The organism is Streptomyces sp. NPDC096152 (assembly GCF_044763235.1).
Classification (GTDB): Bacteria; Actinomycetota; Actinomycetes; order Streptomycetales; family Streptomycetaceae; genus Streptomyces.
The window spans coordinates 466,054-483,742 of record NZ_JBIWFW010000003.1; the positions used below are offsets into that span (position 1 = coordinate 466,054).

At 72.2% G+C, this 17,689-nt stretch carries 16 protein-coding genes; 8 read left to right on the forward strand and 8 right to left on the reverse strand.

Annotated features, from left to right (window positions below):
- Positions 1–103: 103 nt before the first annotated feature.
- The 3 genes from ACIQ9G_RS12335 to ACIQ9G_RS12345 all read left to right on the forward strand — a co-directional run bounded on the left by ACIQ9G_RS12335 (position 104) and on the right by ACIQ9G_RS12345 (position 1,621).
- Positions 104–610, forward strand: a complete 507-nt coding sequence (locus tag ACIQ9G_RS12335; protein ID WP_403608413.1) for a MarR family winged helix-turn-helix transcriptional regulator — start codon at positions 104–106, stop codon at positions 608–610.
- 178 nt (positions 611–788) lie between these two features.
- On the forward strand, positions 789–1,376 hold the full coding sequence (locus ACIQ9G_RS12340) for a sigma factor-like helix-turn-helix DNA-binding protein (RefSeq protein WP_403608414.1): 588 nt from the start codon (positions 789–791) through the stop codon (positions 1,374–1,376).
- On the forward strand, positions 1,373–1,621 hold the full coding sequence (locus ACIQ9G_RS12345) for a hypothetical protein (RefSeq protein WP_403608415.1): 249 nt from the start codon (positions 1,373–1,375) through the stop codon (positions 1,619–1,621). Before ACIQ9G_RS12340 ends, ACIQ9G_RS12345 begins: the two co-directional genes overlap by 4 nt.
- 43 nt (positions 1,622–1,664) lie before the next feature.
- Here the strand turns inward: ACIQ9G_RS12345 and ACIQ9G_RS12350 are convergent, their stop codons facing one another.
- Positions 1,665–2,819, reverse strand: a complete 1,155-nt coding sequence (locus tag ACIQ9G_RS12350; protein WP_403608416.1) for a cystathionine gamma-synthase — start codon at positions 2,817–2,819, stop codon at positions 1,665–1,667.
- Positions 2,820–2,930: 111 nt separating this feature from the next.
- Here ACIQ9G_RS12350 and ACIQ9G_RS12355 point away from each other — a divergent pair, with 111 nt between their 5' ends.
- Positions 2,931–4,049, forward strand: a complete 1,119-nt coding sequence (locus ACIQ9G_RS12355; protein ID WP_403608417.1) for a hypothetical protein — start codon at positions 2,931–2,933, stop codon at positions 4,047–4,049.
- A gap of 221 nt (positions 4,050–4,270) precedes the next feature.
- Positions 4,271–4,990: a peptide-methionine (S)-S-oxide reductase MsrA gene (gene msrA / locus ACIQ9G_RS12360; protein WP_403608418.1), complete on the forward strand. Its 720-nt coding sequence runs from the start codon at positions 4,271–4,273 to the stop codon at positions 4,988–4,990.
- Between the two features lie 58 nt (positions 4,991–5,048).
- Here msrA and ACIQ9G_RS12365 read toward each other — a convergent pair whose 3' ends face one another.
- Both ACIQ9G_RS12365 and ACIQ9G_RS12370 read right to left on the reverse strand, forming a co-directional pair.
- Positions 5,049–5,495: a hypothetical protein gene (locus ACIQ9G_RS12365; RefSeq protein WP_403608419.1), complete on the reverse strand. Its 447-nt coding sequence runs from the start codon at positions 5,493–5,495 to the stop codon at positions 5,049–5,051.
- Between the two features lie 540 nt (positions 5,496–6,035).
- Positions 6,036–6,401 carry a hypothetical protein gene (locus tag ACIQ9G_RS12370; protein ID WP_403608420.1) on the reverse strand — a complete coding sequence of 122 codons (366 nt, stop codon included), beginning with the start codon at positions 6,399–6,401 and terminating at the stop codon, positions 6,036–6,038.
- Positions 6,402–6,859: 458 nt separating this feature from the next.
- On the opposite strand from ACIQ9G_RS12370, the gene ACIQ9G_RS12375 reads away from it, so the two are divergent.
- Complete coding sequence (locus ACIQ9G_RS12375; RefSeq protein ID WP_403608421.1) at positions 6,860–10,369, forward strand: glycosyltransferase; 3,510 nt, start codon at positions 6,860–6,862, stop codon at positions 10,367–10,369.
- 142 nt (positions 10,370–10,511) lie between these two features.
- On the opposite strand, the gene ACIQ9G_RS12380 is transcribed toward ACIQ9G_RS12375, so the two are convergent.
- Positions 10,512–11,552 carry an NAD(P)-dependent alcohol dehydrogenase gene (locus ACIQ9G_RS12380; RefSeq protein WP_403608422.1) on the reverse strand — a complete coding sequence of 347 codons (1,041 nt, stop codon included), beginning with the start codon at positions 11,550–11,552 and terminating at the stop codon, positions 10,512–10,514.
- A 171-nt stretch (positions 11,553–11,723) separates the two neighbouring features.
- Between ACIQ9G_RS12380 and ACIQ9G_RS12385 the strand changes: the two genes are divergently transcribed.
- A complete protein-coding gene (locus tag ACIQ9G_RS12385) occupies positions 11,724–12,653 on the forward strand; it encodes a helix-turn-helix domain-containing protein (RefSeq protein ID WP_403608423.1) in 930 nt (309 codons plus the stop codon).
- Positions 12,654–12,702: 49 nt separating this feature from the next.
- On the opposite strand, the gene ACIQ9G_RS12390 is transcribed toward ACIQ9G_RS12385, so the two are convergent.
- The 3 genes from ACIQ9G_RS12390 to ACIQ9G_RS12400 all read right to left on the reverse strand — a co-directional run bounded on the left by ACIQ9G_RS12390 (position 12,703) and on the right by ACIQ9G_RS12400 (position 15,631).
- Complete coding sequence (locus tag ACIQ9G_RS12390; protein ID WP_403608424.1) at positions 12,703–13,473, reverse strand: group II truncated hemoglobin; 771 nt, start codon at positions 13,471–13,473, stop codon at positions 12,703–12,705.
- A 302-nt stretch (positions 13,474–13,775) separates the two neighbouring features.
- Entirely contained in the window at positions 13,776–15,038 is a 1,263-nt protein-coding gene (locus ACIQ9G_RS12395) for an Ig-like domain-containing protein (protein ID WP_403608425.1), read from the reverse strand.
- 203 nt (positions 15,039–15,241) lie between these two features.
- Entirely contained in the window at positions 15,242–15,631 is a 390-nt protein-coding gene (locus ACIQ9G_RS12400; protein WP_403608426.1) for a hypothetical protein, read from the reverse strand.
- A gap of 109 nt (positions 15,632–15,740) precedes the next feature.
- On the opposite strand from ACIQ9G_RS12400, the gene ACIQ9G_RS12405 reads away from it, so the two are divergent.
- Entirely contained in the window at positions 15,741–16,079 is a 339-nt protein-coding gene (locus ACIQ9G_RS12405) for a hypothetical protein (protein WP_403608427.1), read from the forward strand.
- Between the two features lie 70 nt (positions 16,080–16,149).
- Here the strand turns inward: ACIQ9G_RS12405 and hutH are convergent, their stop codons facing one another.
- Positions 16,150–17,688, reverse strand: a complete 1,539-nt coding sequence (gene hutH / locus ACIQ9G_RS12410) for a histidine ammonia-lyase (protein WP_403608812.1) — start codon at positions 17,686–17,688, stop codon at positions 16,150–16,152.
- Between the last annotated feature and the right edge of the window lies 1 nt (position 17,689).

A 17,689-nucleotide genomic window follows, 5' to 3' on the forward strand; every position in this document is an offset into this window, starting at 1 on the left:
TTGCGCAGCGCTGGTACGACCCGCCCCCCGGCCGCGTACCCTGTCCCCCAACCCAGCACCCCTTATATGAAGTGAGCCCCCGGCCATGCCCACAACACCTGAAATGTCGATGGACATGACGACAGTCGGTGACACCGGTCTTCTCGACACGCTGCAGCACGAGGTGGCGGTGTTCGCACGCCGTGCCGAACAGACCCGGCTCGGCGGAGTCGGGCAGGTGCGCAACTCGATGGACCGCGCCGCATACCTGCTGCTCAACCGCCTCGACAAAGAGGGCCCCATGGGCGTCAAGGCACTCGCCGCGAGCATGGGCATCGACTCCTCCACGGTCACCCGGCAGGTCGCGCCGCTCGTGGACACCGGGCTCGTGAAGCGCACCTCGCACCCGGAGGACGGCCGGGCGGTGGTGCTTCAGCTGTCCCCGCGCGGACTGTCCCGCCTGGAGGAGGTGCGCTCCTCGCGGCGTCAGCTGATGGCCGAGCTGACCCACGACTGGGCGCCGGAGGAGCGCGAGACCTTCTGCACCCTGCTCACCCGCTTCAACGGCGCGCTCTCGGCCCGCCAGTCGGCCCAGGGCGGCCCGGCGCCGGAGAGGTCGCCGGCCTCCTGAGGCGGCTGCGCGACTCTTGACCGGAGGGCCGGCCCTGGCCTCATATGAGACCGGGTCCTCGTCGTACGTCCGGAAACGGTGCGGTGCTCCGAGCGTCGTGGGATGTGCTTCGGCGGGCTTCTTCGGTTCCTCGACGAGGTTCTTCGGTTCCTCGGGGATCGCCCTGGCGGGAGGCGCGGTGCGAGAACGGCAGGCGTCCCACGGCGCTCGCCGGGCCCGGGAGTGCGAGGCATTCGTCGCGGGCGCGGCGGGTCGGCTGCTGCACACCGCCACGCTGCTGACCGCCGAACCCCCGGACGACAACCCGCGCGCACGGCGTCTGCTGACCCTGGCCCTCGCGCACACGTTCGCGTGCTGGGACCGGCTGCGCGGCGAGGACCCCTACGACCGCGCCCGCCAGTACCTGGCCACCCGCTTCGCCCGTGAGGCCTGGCTCCGCCACGGCCGCCTGGGCCGCGCCCGCCCCCGGCCCACCGGTCTCCTGGCCGCCCTCACACCGCAGGAGCGCCTGATCCTGGTCCTGCGTCTGTACGAGGGGGTGGCCGAGGAGCAGGCGGCGGCCCTGCTCGGCCTGCCCACGGAGCGGGTACGCGCCATCTGCGATCGGGCGATCACCGCCCTCACCCGGGCCCGGACGACGCGCGGGGGGACCGCGCGGGAGAAGCCGACGCAGGGGCAGACGGCGCAGGGAGCGACTGCGCGGGGGCGGACGGCGTACGTGGGGGCGGGCGGCGGGAAGCGGGTCGGGCGCGGGGGGCGGGCGTGAACCGCGCGGAGCGTGAGGCGGCCGTACGGCATCTGATGGAGCAGAGGCCGCCGCAGGTGCCGCCCGAGTTGTACGCCGACGTCGTACGCCGCGGGAGCCGCCTGACGAGCCGCCGCACGGCCGCCCGCCGGGTGATGTGGCTGCTGCTGTTCGCGGCGGCCGTCGCCTTCACGGCGTGGGCGCTGACCGCGCGCCCCTGGGTGGAGCCGCCGTCGCAGACGACCCCACCCGTGATCTCTTGGTGAGACCAGGGCGCCCCCTCGGCCGCGGCCGAGGGGGCGGGAGCGGCTAGCCCAGTGCCTGCTGCAGGTCCGCGAGCAGGTCGTCGACGTTCTCGATGCCCACGGACAGGCGGACGAGGTCGGCGGGGACCTCCAGGGCGGAGCCGGCCGCGGAGGCGTGGGTCATGCGTCCCGGGTGCTCGATCAGGGACTCGACACCGCCGAGCGACTCGCCGAGCGTGAACACCTTGGCGCGGTTGCAGACCTCGACGGCCGCCTCCTCGCCGCCCTCGACCTGGAAGGACACCATGCCGCCGAACGCCTTCATCTGCTTGGCGGCGACCTCGTGGCCGGGGTGCTCGGGCAGTCCCGGGTACAGGACGCGCGTCACGCGCGCGTGCCGGGTCAGCATGTCGGCGACCTTGGTGGCGTTGTCGCTGTGCCGGTCCATGCGCACCGCGAGCGTCTTCGTGCCGCGCAGCACCAGCCAGGAGTCGAAGGGCCCCGCGACCGCGCCCATGGCGTTCTGGTGGTAGGCCAGTTCCTCGCCCAGACCGGCGTCGCCCGTGATCAGCGCGCCGCCGACGACGTCCGAGTGGCCGCCCATGTACTTGGTCAGCGAGTGCACGACGACGTCGGCGCCGAGCGCGAGCGGCTGCTGGAGGTACGGCGTGGCGAAGGTGTTGTCGACGACGAGCCGGGCGCCGGCGTCCCGGGCGACCTGAGCGACGGCGGCGATGTCGGTGATGCCGAGCAGCGGGTTGGATGGGGTCTCCACCCACACGACCTTGGTCTTCGGGGTGATCGCGGCGCGGACGGCGGCCGGGTCGCTGGTGTCCGCGACCGACCATTCCACGCCCCACCGGGAGACGACCTTGGCGAAGAGGCGGAACGTGCCGCCGTAGGCGTCGTTGGGGATCACGACGTGGTCGCCGGGGCTGAGCAGCGTGCGCAACAGGCAGTCCTCGGCCGCCAGTCCGGACGCGAACGCTAGGCCGCGGCGGCCGCCCTCCAGGGCGGCGAGGTTCTCTTCGAGGGCGGTCCGGGTCGGGTTGGCGCTGCGGCTGTACTCGTAGCCGCCGCGCAGACCGCCCACGCCGTCCTGCTTGTAGGTCGAGACCTGGTAGATCGGCGGGACGACCGCGCCGGTGAGGGGATCGGCGGTGTTGCCCGCGTGGATCGCGAGGGTCTCGAAGTGCTGACTGATGTGCCTGTCGCTCATGGGCCCGAGGGTAATGCGCTCGCGGGACGGGCGAGGGACCGGCGGGCGGGTTTTCCACAGGGCCGCCGGACGGGTTGGCCATTTGTCGGCGCCGTCTGGTTCGCTTGCCCCATGGAGATTCTCTGGGTCCTGATGGCGCTGGTCATGCTGGGCTTCGTGCTGCTTCCGGTCCTGCGGCGCAGGCGCGGCGGGATCGAGCAGGTGCCGCCGGGGCATCCGGACGCCGCGGACCCGGCGAACTACGGTTTCGTCCGCCAGGAGGAGCTGGACGTCCGCATGCCCGGCCCCGACCAGGACCTGCTGGACGTCCTGGAGCTGGTGCAGCGCACCCAGGACTACCGCGCGGCCGCCCAGCTCCTGGCCGGCACCGAGGCGGAGGGCGAGCTGCGCTGGCAGCGCGTGCAGGCCTTCGCGGGCGCGGCGGCGCTGGAGCTCCGGCAGCGGCCGGGCGGGGTCAGCGAGACGCCCGGCGGGCAGTGGCTCAGGGTGTGGCGGGCCGAGGCGCCCAAGGACCCGGGCGGCGCCGCGGTGCACGCGGAGTTCCTGGTGCAGCAGGCGTGGCGGACGTCGACGCCGGGCACCGAGGAGTTCCGGATCATCATGGAGGAGGCCGGCCAGGCGTGCGCCCAGGCTGCGCTGCTGGCGCCGGGCGACCCGGTCCCGCACATCGTCGAGCTGTCGGTGGCGCGCGGACTGGCGTACTCCCAGCCGGAGTTCGAGAAGCTCTGGCTGAGGATCCTGGACACCGCGCCCAACCACATGGGCGCGCATCTGGCGGCCCTGCACCACTGGTGCGAGAAGTGGCACGGCTCACGGGAGACGGCGATGGCGTTCGCCGAGGCCGCGGCGGCCCGCGCGCCCCGGGGCTCCCTGCTCGCGGCCATGCCCCTGTTCGCGGTCTTCGAGCACCTCCCCGAGGTGAACCTGGTCAGCGGCTTCTACCAGAGCGAGGTCGTGACCAAGGCGATCCACGGCGCGCTGTTCGCGGTGCACGCGGCCCGCGCGGACGACCCGATGGCGGCGCACGTCCGCCACCTGCTGGTCTTCTTCCTGGTCCGCTCCGAGCGCTGGGCGGAGGCCATGAACGAGCTGATACACGTCGACGGCCATGTGGGCGCCCTCCCGTGGACCCTCTCCGCGGACCCGGCGGCCGAGTTCGCCGTCTACCGCGCCCTCGCGGTGGCGGGCTACGAGGCGAACGGCGGCAGTCCCGCGACTCTGGCCGGCTAGTCGGCGTCGCCGCCCCCGTCCGCGTCGGCGCCCCCCGTCCGCATCCGCATCCGCATCCGCGGAGCCGGCGTTCCGGCGGAATTCCTACGGCGCGGTGGACGTTGTGCCGGATGCCGCCCGGCAACGTGCGGGCGGCGACACCGCGAGCCCGGTGCCGTCCCCGGGCCCCGCCCCGTAGGCCCGTGACCGGCGCCCTCGCCCCAGACCGACAGGGAGACCCCATGCTCTTCGGCCGCAAGCCGCAGTTGCCCACCCCGGAGCAGGCGCTCCAGGGCCGGCCCACGCCCGCGTTCGAGGTCCCCGACCGCCACACCGTCCTCGGCACCCCGCTCCTCGGCCCCTACCCCGAGGGCCTGGAGGTCGCCGACTTCGGCATGGGCTGCTTCTGGGGCGCCGAACGCAAGTTCTGGCAGCTCCCGGCGGGCGTGTGGACGACCCTGGTCGGCTACCAGGGCGGCTTCACCGAGAACCCCACGTACGAGGAGGTCTGCTCGGGCCTGACCGGCCACACGGAGGTGGTCCGCGTGGTCTACGACCCGGAGATCGTCTCGTACGACCGCCTCCTGAAGACCTTCTGGGAGTCCCACGACCCCACCCAGGGCTTCCGCCAGGGCAACGACGTGGGCACTCAGTACCGCTCCGCGATCTACACCCACACCCCCGGCCAGGCCACCACGGCCCAGGCCTCCCGCGCCGCCTACCAGCAGGTCCTGACCTCGGCGGGCTACGGCGAGATCACCACAGAACTCCTCGCCGCCACCGACCGCCCCTTCTACCCGGCCGAGTCCTACCACCAGCAGTACCTCTCGGACGCCAAGAACCCGAACGGCTACTGCGGGCTCGGGGGCACGGGGGTCGAACTGAGCGCCCCCTTCGAGACGAACTGGGGGGCGTCCTGCCCGACGGGGGTCGCTCCGGCGCCCGAGGTCACGGAGAAGTAGACCGCCCCACCCCGCGAACTCCGCGGGCCGATCGCAGTTCGGTGACCGCCCGCAGTCGTCACGGGGCCCACGGGCCCTCCTTCCCCGGTATGGCGAGATACCGGGCGGTCTCGGTGCGAGTGCGCTCGTATTCCGCCGGGTCGAGGATCTCCCATGCCGCCTGGCCGATGGCCAGAGTGCCGCGGGCCGGCAGGGGCACGTCACCGATGCGCGGATTCTCCCGCAGCCGGACCGGGCGCCCGAGGTCGACGCCGTCGAATGTGGCGTGCGAGTCGTCGACGAAGTACATCCGCTGCGGCATGAGCGTTCCGGTGTGGCCGCTCGGCATCCTGCCGGAAAGCTGGAGGTCGCCCATGCCGAGCGCCCGGGCCAGACGCTCGCGAGCCCGCACCAGGAGTCGGGGGCGCCAGGTGGCGAGCGGCAGCGCCCCACTGATGCCGTTGAGGGGAGCGAGGAGTCGTGTCTCGGAGGCGGTGAGGGTCCAGTCCAGGGCGGGGGAATCCATCGTCACGCGCAGAGTGGCGGGGCCTGCCCACGTGAGCCCGATCCGGGCATGCCCTGTGTGGTCGCAGGCAGCGCCGTAGTACCTGGGGCACGCGGTGTCCAGTCGTGGCCCGTCGACGTGAATCGACCAGCTGCCGTTCGGGTCGCGATGCCACAGTGTGCGGTAGGGACCGAAGCAGTTCTCCGGAAAGACGCGTAGGGCGAGTACGTGACCGGAATCGAAGGGGAGCCCGAAGACACCCCAGCCCTTGACGTATTCGTGATGGGGCCATGGCGCCCGGCCCCGTACGGGCGGAACATCGGACAGCGCGGAGGAAAGGTCGAACATCTCCATCACCCCGGCGAGGTTGGCCTGTGCCCCAGGTCAAGCGTACGGGGGTCGCGACCGGATCCGCTTGGGCTGCCGCCTGCGCGGCAGCGTCACAGCCGGGAATTCTCGTCGGACCGCAAGGGCCCGGCGCACGCTCCGGTGGGTGACCGGGACGCGGGCCACTTGGACCCTCAGGGGGCCCCGGCCGCCACCGACGGCCCATGACCTTCGCTACTTCTCGACCTTGTCGATTCGCCAGCCGATCATCCCGACGGCTCCGTTCACACCCTCGGCGTCGATCCGAAGTCTTCCCGGGGAATCGGATATGCGCCGGCTTGCGGGCACGCCGTCGCAGGAAATGATCCGATGTGTCGGCTCCTTCGAAGCGACGGAGAGAATGATCTTTCCCTTACCGGCGCAAGCGACCCTGAGTTGGTAATCCTTTCCCCGCGTCGTCACCGACTCCGTGTGGATCCCATCGCCGACCCGCTCCAGCCCGGCCTCCACGAGCAGCGGATCGCTGTCGTCAGGGACCGTCTCCACGCCGAGAGCCTCTTCCACCTGCTTGCCGAGCCGTTGTTCGTCGAGCGTGGACATGGGCGAACGGCTCCGGCTGGGCGTACCCGTCGACTCACGAGCACTGCCGGGCTCACCAGTGCAGGCCGTGAGAAGTCCCGTGAGCAGGACGGCACCGCAGACGACGGTCGCTCGCGTGACGCACCGGCGTCGGCCGGTCAGTGCTCTTCGCACCGGATTTCCCCCTCTTCGCCAACGCCTGGTCATGGCGGGCCGAGATAAACCTACGGCACCGTGACCACCTGGAAGGCCGTCGACAGAGACGTTCATGCGTCGGCCCCGGGTGCGGGGCGCACTCGGGGCGGTCCGCGGTCCTCCCTGACGGTTCCTCAGAGTCGGTGGCAGTCGGTGGTCTGCGGCGGGGCAACCGGCCTAATCGCGTGGCCAGTCGGAGGCACAGCGGACTGGACCACGGCCGAGGCCCGGGCAGCCGCCACGAGTTACGTGCGGCTTTCGGCGGACTGCTGTAATAAGAAGGCATGACGCGGGGACATGAGGCGGACCTGATTCCCGGCCTCGACGGGGCCGAACGCCAAGGGGTGGCTCACCGGCTGTGGCAGGGCTGGCGGGTCGAGGGGCGCGGAGCGGCTGTGCTGACGGGGATGCCGGGGGTCGGCAAGACCCAGGCGGTGGTCGCCCCCCTGCTGGCCAAGGCGGCGCGCGAGGGCGCGCCGACGGTGTGCGTCGACGTGCCGTTCGAGGCCGCGGACATCAACGGTGTGCTGGTGAGCCGTCTCGTGGAGGAACTCGTCGCCGGCGGGCACCGCTCGCTGGCCGAGACGATCCCGGGCAACAGCGACTTCGCCACGGCGGCGCGGGAAGTGCTGCGGGCCGGGGCACTGGTCGTCGTGGACGAGTTCCAGCGTCTGCTGGACGCCGGGGGGCATCTGCGGCAGGCCTGGTTCAGAACGGTGGAGAGGCTCGCGAAACGGCCGCCGGACGGGGGCTGTCTGTGGCTGGTGTCCAACCGCTGGGTCGACGCCGACTGGACCGAGTCCTTCCATGTGGAGGAGTTGCCGATCCCGGAGGCGGACGACGCCACGCGGATCGTGCTGAAGGGCCTCACCGCGCAGGACACCGACGGCCGTTTCCCGGTGGGACGCCGGGTGGAGGTGATCCGCCGGCTCGGGGCGAACCCGCGAGCACTGCGGCTGCTCGGGTTCCTGCTCAAGAAGCACTCCCTGGACGACCTGCTCCCGCCCGCCGCGGTCCTGCCGAAGGAACCCGCCCGGATGCAGCTCGTCGAGGACATCGAGCGCAGGCTGCTGGCCAAGGCGGCCGAAGGCCTGCCCAGTGAGACCCGCGCCTTCCTGCGCGACCTGTCCATCCTGCGGGAGTGGGCGCCGTGGAAGCTCGTGGAGACGATGGGCGGCGACGACCACGGCGACATCGAACCGCGCGTGGACGAGCTGCTCGAGCGCTATCTGATGACAGCGCGTGCGCCCGCGTGGCAGAGCGACTCGGGCCCGCACACCCTGTACCAGGTGCATCCGCTGGTCCGGGAGGTCGACGGTGTGCGCATGCAGCGCGACGAGGCGGCCTGGCGGGAGGCGCACCGGCGCGCCGGGGAGTGGTACGCCCGCCCGCTCTACGCCGCCTCCAACACCCGCACCCGGGACCTGGTGCTCGCCGGGGCGCTCAGCAACGCGCAGTTCCATCTGACGGAGGCCGCGGCCGACGGCGTCTTCGCGGACGCCATGCGGTCCGTCCACGAGTACATGGAGCACCGGTACGGCTGGTCCGCCTCCCGCCCGTCCTCGGACGAGGAACGGGACGCCCGGATCGCCCTGTTGCGGGCCTATCTCACCGTCTCCGGCAGCGCCGCCGCGCACTACCATCTGGCGACGCTGCTGCGGGACCGGGCCGGGCACGGCGAACTCGCCGAGGCACTGCGGCACGCCGAGCGTTCCACGGCCGGGCAGGACCACGCCATCCCCTGGGTGCTGTGGGTGCAGCTCGTCCGGGCCGTCGAGGGGCTCGAGGCCGCCGTGCCCGCGGCGCGCAAGGCCGCCGCGTCCGTGGCTCCGAGCAAGAGCCTCTTCAGCATCTACCAGTTGCTCGGCGCGTCCCTGTGCGCCCTGGGGCGGGCCGACGAGGCGGTCAAGGCCCTGCGGAAGGGGACCGGGCACACCGAGGACCAGAAGTCCCGGCTGGCGGAGGCGGCGATCCGGATCGCCGCCGCCGAGCCCACCGACGACCTGCTGAACGAGGTGATCGGCTGGCTGCGCCAACCGGGGTGGCACATACAACTGTGCCTGGCGCGGTCCCTGTCGGCGCAGCGCCACGGCCGCTGGCGCGAGGCGGCGGAACTCGCCGCGGAGGTCAGGGCGCAGGCCCCCGCCTACCTCGCCCTCTCCGTGCACGAGGCGATGGGCTGGCTCGGGGCCGGCGAGGCGCGCCGCGCGCAGGCGGCGCTGGACAAGTACCCCTCCCTCAGGCTCACGACGGGCAACGTCAACACCTGGCTCGCCGCGGCGGTCGCGCTCCAGAACGCCGACCTGCCCCGGGCGTCCCACCTGCTCGGCACCTATCTGGGAAGCACGACGCCGCCGACCGCCGCCGAGGAGATCCGTTCGGTCCTGCTCGGTGAGTGGGATCAGCAGGTGGGGAAGGTCGGAGCGGCCAACCCCGCCTACGAGTTCCCGGTCCTGCCCGCCACGCTCACCGGCCTGGCGGCCGTCGTGACCCGGCCGCAGTACGGCGACCCGGTGCTCCCCCGAGACCAGAAGACAGGAAAGGCGCCCATGTCCGACGACCGTCTCCGGTTCCTCGTGCTGGCCACCGAGTGGTCGTCGGCCCACGGCGGGCTGAGCACCTTCAACCGGCAGCTGTGCACGGCACTGGCGGCGGCCGGCACCCAGGTCTTCTGCGTGGTGCTTCAGGCGACGCCGAGCGAGTACGAGGACGCGGCGGCGAAGGGAGTCCGGCTCATCCAGGCGCAGCAGACGCCCGGCGTCTCCGACACGCAGCGGCTCTTCCGCAAGCCCGCGCTCCCGGACGGCGCCGACCCGGACTTCATCGTCGGGCACGGACGGATCACCGGCCCGGCCGCGCACCACCTCGGCGACGCCTTCCCGCACGCCAGGCGGCTGCACTTCATCCACATGATCCCGGACGACATCGAGCGGCTGAAGCTCGACCGCGGCGAGGACGTCGGCAGGCTGGCGGAGGAGCGGCAGCAGATCGAGCTGGAGCTGAGCACGGACGCCCACCGGGTCGTGGTGGTGGGGCCGCGCATGTACAACTGGTTCCTCCGCGATCTCCAGGCGCGGGGCGTGGACAAGGAGAAGGTCCTCCGCTTCGACCCCGGGTTCGACGCCGACACCGGCCGGCCCCGTACGCCACCGCTGGGAGCGCCCTGGATGACGCTGCTGTTCGGCCGCGCCGAGGACCACCGGCTCAAGGGCCTCGATCTGGCCGCTCGGGCCTTCTCCCTGGCGCAGCGGCGCCGGGCGGCCGGGACGACGGCGGTGGAGCTGCTGGTCCGCGGCGCTCCCGAGGGGGAGTCCGGCGCGCTCGAGAAGCAGATGCGCGACTGGGCGGAGGACGCCGCCCTCTCCGTCCGGGTGAGCCCGTACTCGACCCGGCATGAACGGCTGGCGGCCGACCTGAAGGCCGCGAGTCTGGTGCTCATGCCGTCCCGCGGCGAGGGTTTCGGCCTCGTCGGGGTGGAAGCCGTCGTCGCGGGCGCCCCCGTGCTCGTCAGCAGCACCAGCGGGCTCGGCGAGCTGCTGCGGGAACTTCTCCCCCCGGACGAGGCGGCCCGCGTCGTGGTGACGACGACCCGGGACGACGCCCGGGACGTCACCGAGTGGGGCCACGCCATCGAGGCGGTGCTGCGCGACCGGGAGGCGGCGTTCACCTGGGCGGCGAAGCTCCAGAGCCGCCTCGCGGGCCTGTGGACCTGGTCCCAGGCGGTCTCCCGGCTGCTGGACTCCTGCGGACAGGACGGCCAGTACGGGCAGTCCGGGCAGCACGGAAACGACTGACGGGACGAACACGAGAGGTGACGGGCGCGGGGGACGCCCTGCACGGGCGGCGCCCCGGCGCCCCCGAGGCCGTATCGCCTCGGGGGCCACGGCAAGCTCCGCGGGGGCGCCGCACGGCCGCCCCACTCCCCCCGGGGCAGGGTCAGATCGTCGCGGTGTCGATCACGAAGCGGTAGCGGACGTCGCTGGCGAGTACGCGCTCGTAGGCGTCGTTGATCTGCTCGGCGCCGATCAGCTCGATCTCGGCGCCCAGGCTGTGCTCGGCGCAGAAGTCGAGCATCTCCTGGGTCTCGGCGATGCCGCCGATCATGGAGCCGGCCAGCGTCTTGCCGCCGCCGATCACCGAGAAGAGGTTGAGGGAGATCGGCTCCTCCGGGGCGCCCACGTTCACCAGCGCGCCGCGCGTCTTGAGCAGCGACAGGAACGCGCCGAAGTCGAGCGATGCGGAGACCGTGGAGACGATCAGGTCGAAAGTGCCCTGGAGCTCCTCGAAGGTCTTCGGGTCGCTGGTGGCGTAGTAGTGGTCGGCGCCCAGCTTCAGCCCGTCGTCCTTCTTGCGCAGCGACTGCGACAGGACGGTCACCTCGGCGCCGAGGGCGTGCGCGATCTTCACGGCCATGTGGCCGAGGCCGCCCATGCCGAGGACGGCGACCTTCTTGCCGGGGCCGGCGCCCCAGTGCTTGAGCGGGGAGTAGGTGGTGATGCCGGCGCACAGCAGCGGGGCGGCGACGTCGAGGGACAGGCCGTCGGGAATGCGCAGGACGTAGTTCTCGTCGACGACGACCTTCTCCGAGTAGCCGCCCTGGGTCGGCTCCCCGTCCTTGCCGATGCCGTTGTACGTCATCGTGGCGCCCTTGACGCAGTACTGCTCGTCGCCCGCCTTGCAGTTCTCGCACTCGCGGCAGGAGTCGACCATGCAGCCGACGCCCACCCGGTCGCCGACCTGGAACTTGGTGACACCGGGGCCCACCTCGGAGACGACGCCGGCGATCTCGTGGCCGGGGACCATCGGGAAGATCGCCTCGCCCCAGCCCTCTCGGGCCTGGTGAATGTCGGAGTGGCAGATTCCGGCGAACTTGATGTCGATCAGGACATCGAACTCGCCGACCGCACGGCGCTCGATCGTGGTGCGCTCCAGCGGAGCCTTGGCGGCGGGTGCGGCGTATGCAGCAACAGTGGTCATGCCGGGGGTTCTCCTAGCGGTCGGTCGCGCCCGGCTGCCTTTCGTCCGGGCGCGACCTCCAGAGTGCCCGGGATTCCGAGGACCACCCAGGTCACGCCTTTGCCTACGTCCACCGTGCCTACCACTGGCGGGGTCAGGCTCATGGGCGTACGACCATGAATACTGGACGTCATGGACGTACAGCCCGAAGCCGTGCACGCGAGCGGCGCGCCCGCCGGGGCGGACGCCGGAGCGGGACTGGACCGGCGTGCCGAGCTCAGCGAGTTCCTGCGCACCCGGCGCGCCCGGCTGAAGCCGGAGGACGTGGGGCTGCCGGACCACGGGCGGCACCGCAGGGTGCCGGGGCTGCGCCGGGAGGAGCTGGCGCAGCTGGCCGGGGTGTCGGTGGCGTACTACACGCGCCTGGAGCAGGGCAACGGGCGGAACGTGTCGACGGAGGTGCTGGACTCCATCGCGCGGGCGCTGCGGCTCACCGACGCCGAGCACGCGCATCTGACGCATCTGGCGAAGCCGAAGCCGAAGCACAAGAAGAAGGCGGCGACGCGGACGCAGCAGGTCCGGGGGTCGCTGCGGCAGCTGCTGGACACGATGGACGGGGTGCCGGCGTACGTCGTGGGGCGGCGCGCGGAGATCCTGGCGTGGAACCGGATGACGGCGGCGGTCTTCGGTGACTGGTCGGAGCTGCCGGCGCAGGACCGCAACTGGGCGCGGATGGTCTTCCTGCGGCCCGAGTACCGCGATCTCTTCGTCGACTGGGAGCAGAAGGCGATCGACATCGTCTGCGCGCTGCGCATGGAGGCAGGCTGCTACCCGGACGACCCCCGGCTGTCGGCGCTGGTCGGTGAGCTGTCGGTGAAGAGCGAGGACTTCCGGCGGCTGTGGGCCACCCACGACGTCAAGGAGAAGAGCCACGGCGTCAAGCGCCTGCGGCACCCGCTCGTCGGCGAACTGGCCCTGCAGTACGAGTCCTTCAAGCTCGCCGACGACGCCGAGCAGACGCTGCTCGTCTACCACGCCGAACCGGCCTCCCCCTCCGCGGAGGCCCTGCGGCTGCTGGCGAGCTGGGGCGCGGACGCGACCCGCGCGGGTACCGCGAGCTGACCGCGGGCACCGCGAGCCGACGGGTGCGCCGCGCGGACGCCGGGGCGGGTCAGCCCGGGTACGGGGGCGCCGCTCCCCAGGACCACTTCGGGACCGGCTGCGGGGCCGGGGGCGTCGCGCCCGGGGCGGAGAAGTGCACCGCCAGCCGGGTGCCCCACTCCACGTAGGCCAGGAACGCCGAGCGGAACTCCGCGTCCGTCGGCAGGCCCGCCTCGTCGGCGGCGTCCTGGACGAGCTCGACCCAGCGGCGGCGCTGCGGCTCGGTGATGCCGAGGCCGGCGTGCCGGGCGACCATGTGGGAGTGGCCGCCCTGGGTCTCCGAGTAGGCGGCGGGGCCGCCGAAGACCTCGGCCAGCCAGAGCGCGACGTGCCGGGCGTGCTCGGCGGGCAGGTCGGCGAAGAGCGGCGCGAGGAGGTCGTCCTCGACGACCTTGGCGTAGAAGACGTCGGTGAGGCGCGAGAAGGCCTCGGCCCCGCCCGCCCACGCGTACAGCGTGGGGGTCGCGGCGCCGGTTCCGCGGACCGCGGTCGGCTTGTAGTGACGCGACTCCTCGACCTGCTCGGCGTAGGGGCGGACCTCGGCGGCGTAGGCGGGGAAGAGGTCCGAGGAGCGGAAGCCCTCCACGTGGTCCTGGGTCGAGGTCCAGGTGACGCGCAGGACGTAGTGCTCGAAGTCGTCCTCGGCGCGGGCCAGTTCGTAGTCCACGCACTGCGGTGCCGCCGCGAGCCGGGTCGCGGCGCGGCGGTGGGCGGCGAGGAACTCGGCCGACTGCTGCTCGGGGACGCGGTACCGGATGTACTCCACGGTGTGAGCGGTCATGGGTCCAACGAAACACGGACGGCCCGCCGGATGCCGCACTTCCGGCGGGCCGTTCGCTGTCGGCACAGCCGCCGCCGCTCGCGCCGCCCCCCGGCCGGGTGCCGGTGGACCGGCCGCGGGTGCGCGCGGGTCGGGCGCCCGCGTTCTCCCTGGCGGTGACGCGGCCCTTGCGGAGCGTGGCCCGGCGCGCGGCCCGGCGCGCGAGGGCGGAGTCGTGGGTGACCACGAGGAAGGTCGGCCCGTGGAGGGGAAACACCGATGCCGCCCCTGAGGGCGGCATCGGCGCGGTGTTCGAGGGTGCGTCAGACGGCCGATCCGGCCTTCCACTGCGCCCAGTTCAGGTTCCAGCCGTTGAGGCCGTTGTCCGGGGCGACGGTCTTGTCGCCGGTGTGGGAGACGACCACGACGTCACCGACGAGCGAGTGGTTGAAGAACCACGCGGCCGCCGTCTTGGCGTCCTTCGCGCCCTTCTTGTCCTGCAGGCCGACACAGCCGTGACTGGTGTTGACGTTGCCGAAGACGGACGGCGCGCCCCAGTAGTTGCCGTGGATGAAGGTGCCGGACGTGGTCAGGCGCATGGCGTGCGGTACGTCCTTGATGTCGTACTCGCCCTTGCCGTCGTCGTCCTTGAAGCCGACCGTCGCGCCGTTCATCCGGGTCTGGACGAACTTCTCCGCGATCACCATCTGGCCCTGGTACGTGGTGTGGTCGGGCGCGCCGGCGGAGATCGGGATGGTCTTGACGACCTTGCCGTCCTGCGTGACCTTCATCTGCTTGGTCTTCGCGTCGACGTAGGACACCTGGTTGCGGCCGATGTTGAAGGTGACCGTCTTCTGCTGGACGCCGTAGACGCCCTGGGCACCCTGGACGCCGTCGAGGGCGAGCTTCAGGGTGACGGTGGAGCCGGCCTTCCAGTACTGCTCGGGGCGGAAGTCGAGGCGGTTGGGGCTGAACCAGTGCCCGACGACCTCCTGGCCGCTGCTGGAGGTGACGGTGATGCCCTTCTGGACGGCCGCCTTGTTGGTGATCGCCTTGTCGAAGTTGATCGACACGGGCATGCCGACGCCGACCGTGGTGCCGTTGTCCGGCGTGAAGCTGCCGATGAAGCTGTGCGCCGGGGCGACCGTGGTGAACGAGGCGTTCTCGTGGGCGGCGCGGCCCTTGGCGTCCGCGGCGGTCGCCGCGACCTTGTAGGTGGTCGCGCGCTCCAGCTGGCCGCTCGGCTTCCAGCTCTTCTTGTCGGCGGATATCTGGCCCGCGACGGTCTTGCCGTCGGTCGTGGTCATGCTGACCTCGGTCAGCGTGCCCTGGGTCACGGTGACGGCGGCGGCGTTGTTGATGGAGGCGTTGTCGGAGCCGTCCGCCGGGGTGATCTTGATCTGGGCGTCGGAGGTCTCCTGCGCGGCCGCCTTGTCGGCCTTGGCCTGCGAGGTGTCGTCGCCGGCTGAACCCGAGGCGCTGCTGCCGCCGGAGCACCCCGCCAGTACCAGAACACCGCCGAGCAGTGCGGACGCGGTCATCAGACCCTTGCGCCGCTTACTGTCCGTCATCACACGCTTCTCCATGGTTGCCGAATCCCCAATAACCCCGAGCCCCCGTGCGGAAACATCAACGCTACGACCGGTGCGTCCCGCTCCCCAGAGCCCCGTGGTGTGGGACACACCACGTCCGCGAGGCGGGCGGCGCGAGCACCGGCCGTACGTCCGTTTCGGACGACGGAACCCCGGACGGCGGTTGCCGCCCAGGGGCGCCGACGACCCGGGCGATGTCAGCCGGAGTACCCGCGATACTCCGCGCCATCCACTTCCCGGTCCTCGTCGTCCTCGTCGTCGTCGTAGTCCCCGTCGACATCATCCTCGCCCAACTCCCAGCCGGGCGAGGCGGGGTCGTACTCGATCCGCTCGCTGGACCAGGAGGCCTGATGCAGCTCCACCCCCGGCACTTCGCCGACCAGTACGAACGGATCCACGAGATACGCCAGCGCCTCCGCGGTGTCCTCCGTCACAGCGCTCTCCGTGCGGGCCCGGTCCTCCGGTGCCACCTCGCCGTCCTCGGCGAGCCGCCGCCGGGCCGCCCCGGTCACGGCGGCCTCGTCGCCGATCTCCAGAACCAGGTCGACGCGAAGCCGTACAAAACGTGATGTCTCTGGTGTGGTCATGCCCGGAGCGTACGGCTCAAACCTCCTGTGACTTTCCCGTGACCCGCGACTTTCACTAACATCGCCCCACACGGCCAATTCACCAGCGCCACAAGGGGATCGATATTCCGTGTCATCCGCTCGCCGCACGTTGCTGACCGCCACCACCGCGGGCACCCTGCTGGGCGCCCTGTGGTTCGTTCCCTCCGCGAACGCGTCGGTGGAGGCGCCGGCCAGAGCGGAGAGCTCGGCCGCGCCGACGACGCGGGTCACGGAGCAGGCGCGGGCCGCGTCCACGGCCGCCGGGACGCACGGGACCGAGGGCCGGACCCTCGCCCAGGGCGAGACGGAACTGGCCGACACCGGAAGCGTCGACACCACTCCCTACGTCATCGGCGGAACGCTCTTCCTCACGGTCGGCGCCGGTTTCGTGGTGTATTCGGTGCGCCGGGAACGGCTCGGTTTCTGAGCCTGCCGAAGTCTTCCGCCGCCGTGGTGACTTGACCGGGGCCCTGCCGACGGGCAGGGCCCCGGACGTCTCACAGCAGCGGGCCGGTGACCGTCTCCGCCGCCGCGAGGAGCCTCCCCTCGCGCACGAAGGCGTCCGCTGCGGCGAGGTCGGGCGCCAGGAACCGGTCCGGACCGGCGCCCTGGACCCCCGCCTGGCGTGCGGCGTCGATGACCGCGCGGCTGGCCGGTGCCGGGCTCAGCCCCTCGCGCAGCTCGATGGCGCGGGAGGCCGCGTACAGCTCGATCGCGAGGACGCGGGTGAGGTTGCCGACGGCCGTACGCAGCTTGCGCGCCGCCGACCAGCCCATGGAGACGTGGTCCTCCTGCATCGCGGAGGACGGGATGGAGTCCGCGGACGCGGGCACCGCGAGCCGCTTCAACTCGCTCACCAGGGCGGCCTGGGTGTACTGCGCGATCATCAGCCCGGAGTCGACCCCGGCGTCGTCGGCGAGGAACGGCGGCAGGCCGTGGCTGCGGTTCTTGTCGAGCAGCCGGTCGGTGCGGCGCTCGGCGATGGAGCCGAGGTCGGCGGCGGCGATGGCGAGGAAGTCCAGGACATAGGCCACCGGGGCGCCGTGGAAGTTGCCGTTGGACTCGACGCGGCCGTCGGGGAGCACCACCGGGTTGTCGACGGCGGAGGCCAGTTCGCGCTCGGCGACCAGCCGGGCGTGCGCCAGGGTGTCGCGGCCGGCGCCGGCGACCTGCGGGGCGCAGCGTACGGAGTAGGCGTCCTGGACTCGCGGGGCGTCGTCCTGGTGGTGCCCCGTCAGCCCGGACCCCTTGAGCACGGCGAGCATGTTGGCGGCGGAGGCGCCCTGGCCCGGGTGCGGGCGGATGGCGTGCAACTCGGGGGCGAGGACCTTGTCCGTGCCGAGCAGCGCCTCCAGGCTGAGGGCGGCGGTGATGTCGGCGGACTTGTACAGGGCTTCCAGATCGGCGAGGGCCATGATCAGCATGCCGAGCATTCCGTCGGTGCCGTTGAGGAGGGCGAGGCCCTCCTTCTCACGCAGCTCGACGGGCGCGATGCCGTGCTCGGCCAGCAGCTCACCGGCCGGGCGGACGGTGCCGTCCGGGCCCTCGGCGTCCCCCTCGCCCATGAGCGTCAGGGCGCAGTGGGAGAGCGGGGCGAGGTCGCCGGAGCAGCCGAGGGAGCCGTACTCGTGCACGACCGGGGTGATCCCGGCGTTGAGGACGTCGGCCATGGTCTGGGCGACCTCGGGGCGGACGCCGGTGTGCCCGGAGCAGACGGTCTTCAGCCGCAGGAACATCAGCGCGCGCACGACCTCGCGCTCGACCCGCGGTCCCATGCCGGCGGCGTGCGAGCGGACGATGTTGCGCTGCAGCTGGGCGCGGAGCTCCCGGCTGATGTGCCGGGTCGCCAGGGCGCCGAAGCCGGTGCTGACGCCGTAGACGGGATCGGGCTTGGCCGCCAGGGCGTCCACGATCTCCCGGGCCGCCGCGAGGGCCGCCACCGCCTCCCCGGAGAGCTCGATCCGCGCGCCGCCGCGCGCCACGGCGAGGACGTCGGACGCGGTGACCCCGGACGTCCCCACCACCACAGTATGCATA

Excerpts from the sequence above, each read along its gene's own strand:
- ACIQ9G_RS12365 (WP_403608419.1), bottom strand. The coding sequence starts at position 5,495 with ATGGATTCCCCCGCCCTGGACTGGACCCTCACCGCCTCCGAGACACGA.
- hutH (WP_403608812.1), bottom strand. The coding sequence starts at position 17,688 with ATGCATACTGTGGTGGTGGGGACGTCCGGGGTCACCGCGTCCGACGTC.
- msrA (WP_403608418.1), top strand. The coding sequence starts at position 4,271 with ATGCTCTTCGGCCGCAAGCCGCAGTTGCCCACCCCGGAGCAGGCGCTC.
- ACIQ9G_RS12400 (WP_403608426.1), bottom strand. The coding sequence starts at position 15,631 with ATGACCACACCAGAGACATCACGTTTTGTACGGCTTCGCGTCGACCTG.
- ACIQ9G_RS12395 (WP_403608425.1), bottom strand. The coding sequence starts at position 15,038 with ATGGAGAAGCGTGTGATGACGGACAGTAAGCGGCGCAAGGGTCTGATG.
- ACIQ9G_RS12335 (WP_403608413.1), top strand. The coding sequence starts at position 104 with ATGTCGATGGACATGACGACAGTCGGTGACACCGGTCTTCTCGACACG.
- ACIQ9G_RS12380 (WP_403608422.1), bottom strand. The coding sequence starts at position 11,552 with ATGACCACTGTTGCTGCATACGCCGCACCCGCCGCCAAGGCTCCGCTG.
- ACIQ9G_RS12355 (WP_403608417.1), top strand. The coding sequence starts at position 2,931 with ATGGAGATTCTCTGGGTCCTGATGGCGCTGGTCATGCTGGGCTTCGTG.
- ACIQ9G_RS12385 (WP_403608423.1), top strand. The coding sequence starts at position 11,724 with ATGGACGTACAGCCCGAAGCCGTGCACGCGAGCGGCGCGCCCGCCGGG.
- ACIQ9G_RS12370 (WP_403608420.1), bottom strand. The coding sequence starts at position 6,401 with ATGTCCACGCTCGACGAACAACGGCTCGGCAAGCAGGTGGAAGAGGCT.
- ACIQ9G_RS12390 (WP_403608424.1), bottom strand. The coding sequence starts at position 13,473 with ATGACCGCTCACACCGTGGAGTACATCCGGTACCGCGTCCCCGAGCAG.
- ACIQ9G_RS12375 (WP_403608421.1), top strand. The coding sequence starts at position 6,860 with ATGACGCGGGGACATGAGGCGGACCTGATTCCCGGCCTCGACGGGGCC.
- ACIQ9G_RS12350 (WP_403608416.1), bottom strand. The coding sequence starts at position 2,819 with ATGAGCGACAGGCACATCAGTCAGCACTTCGAGACCCTCGCGATCCAC.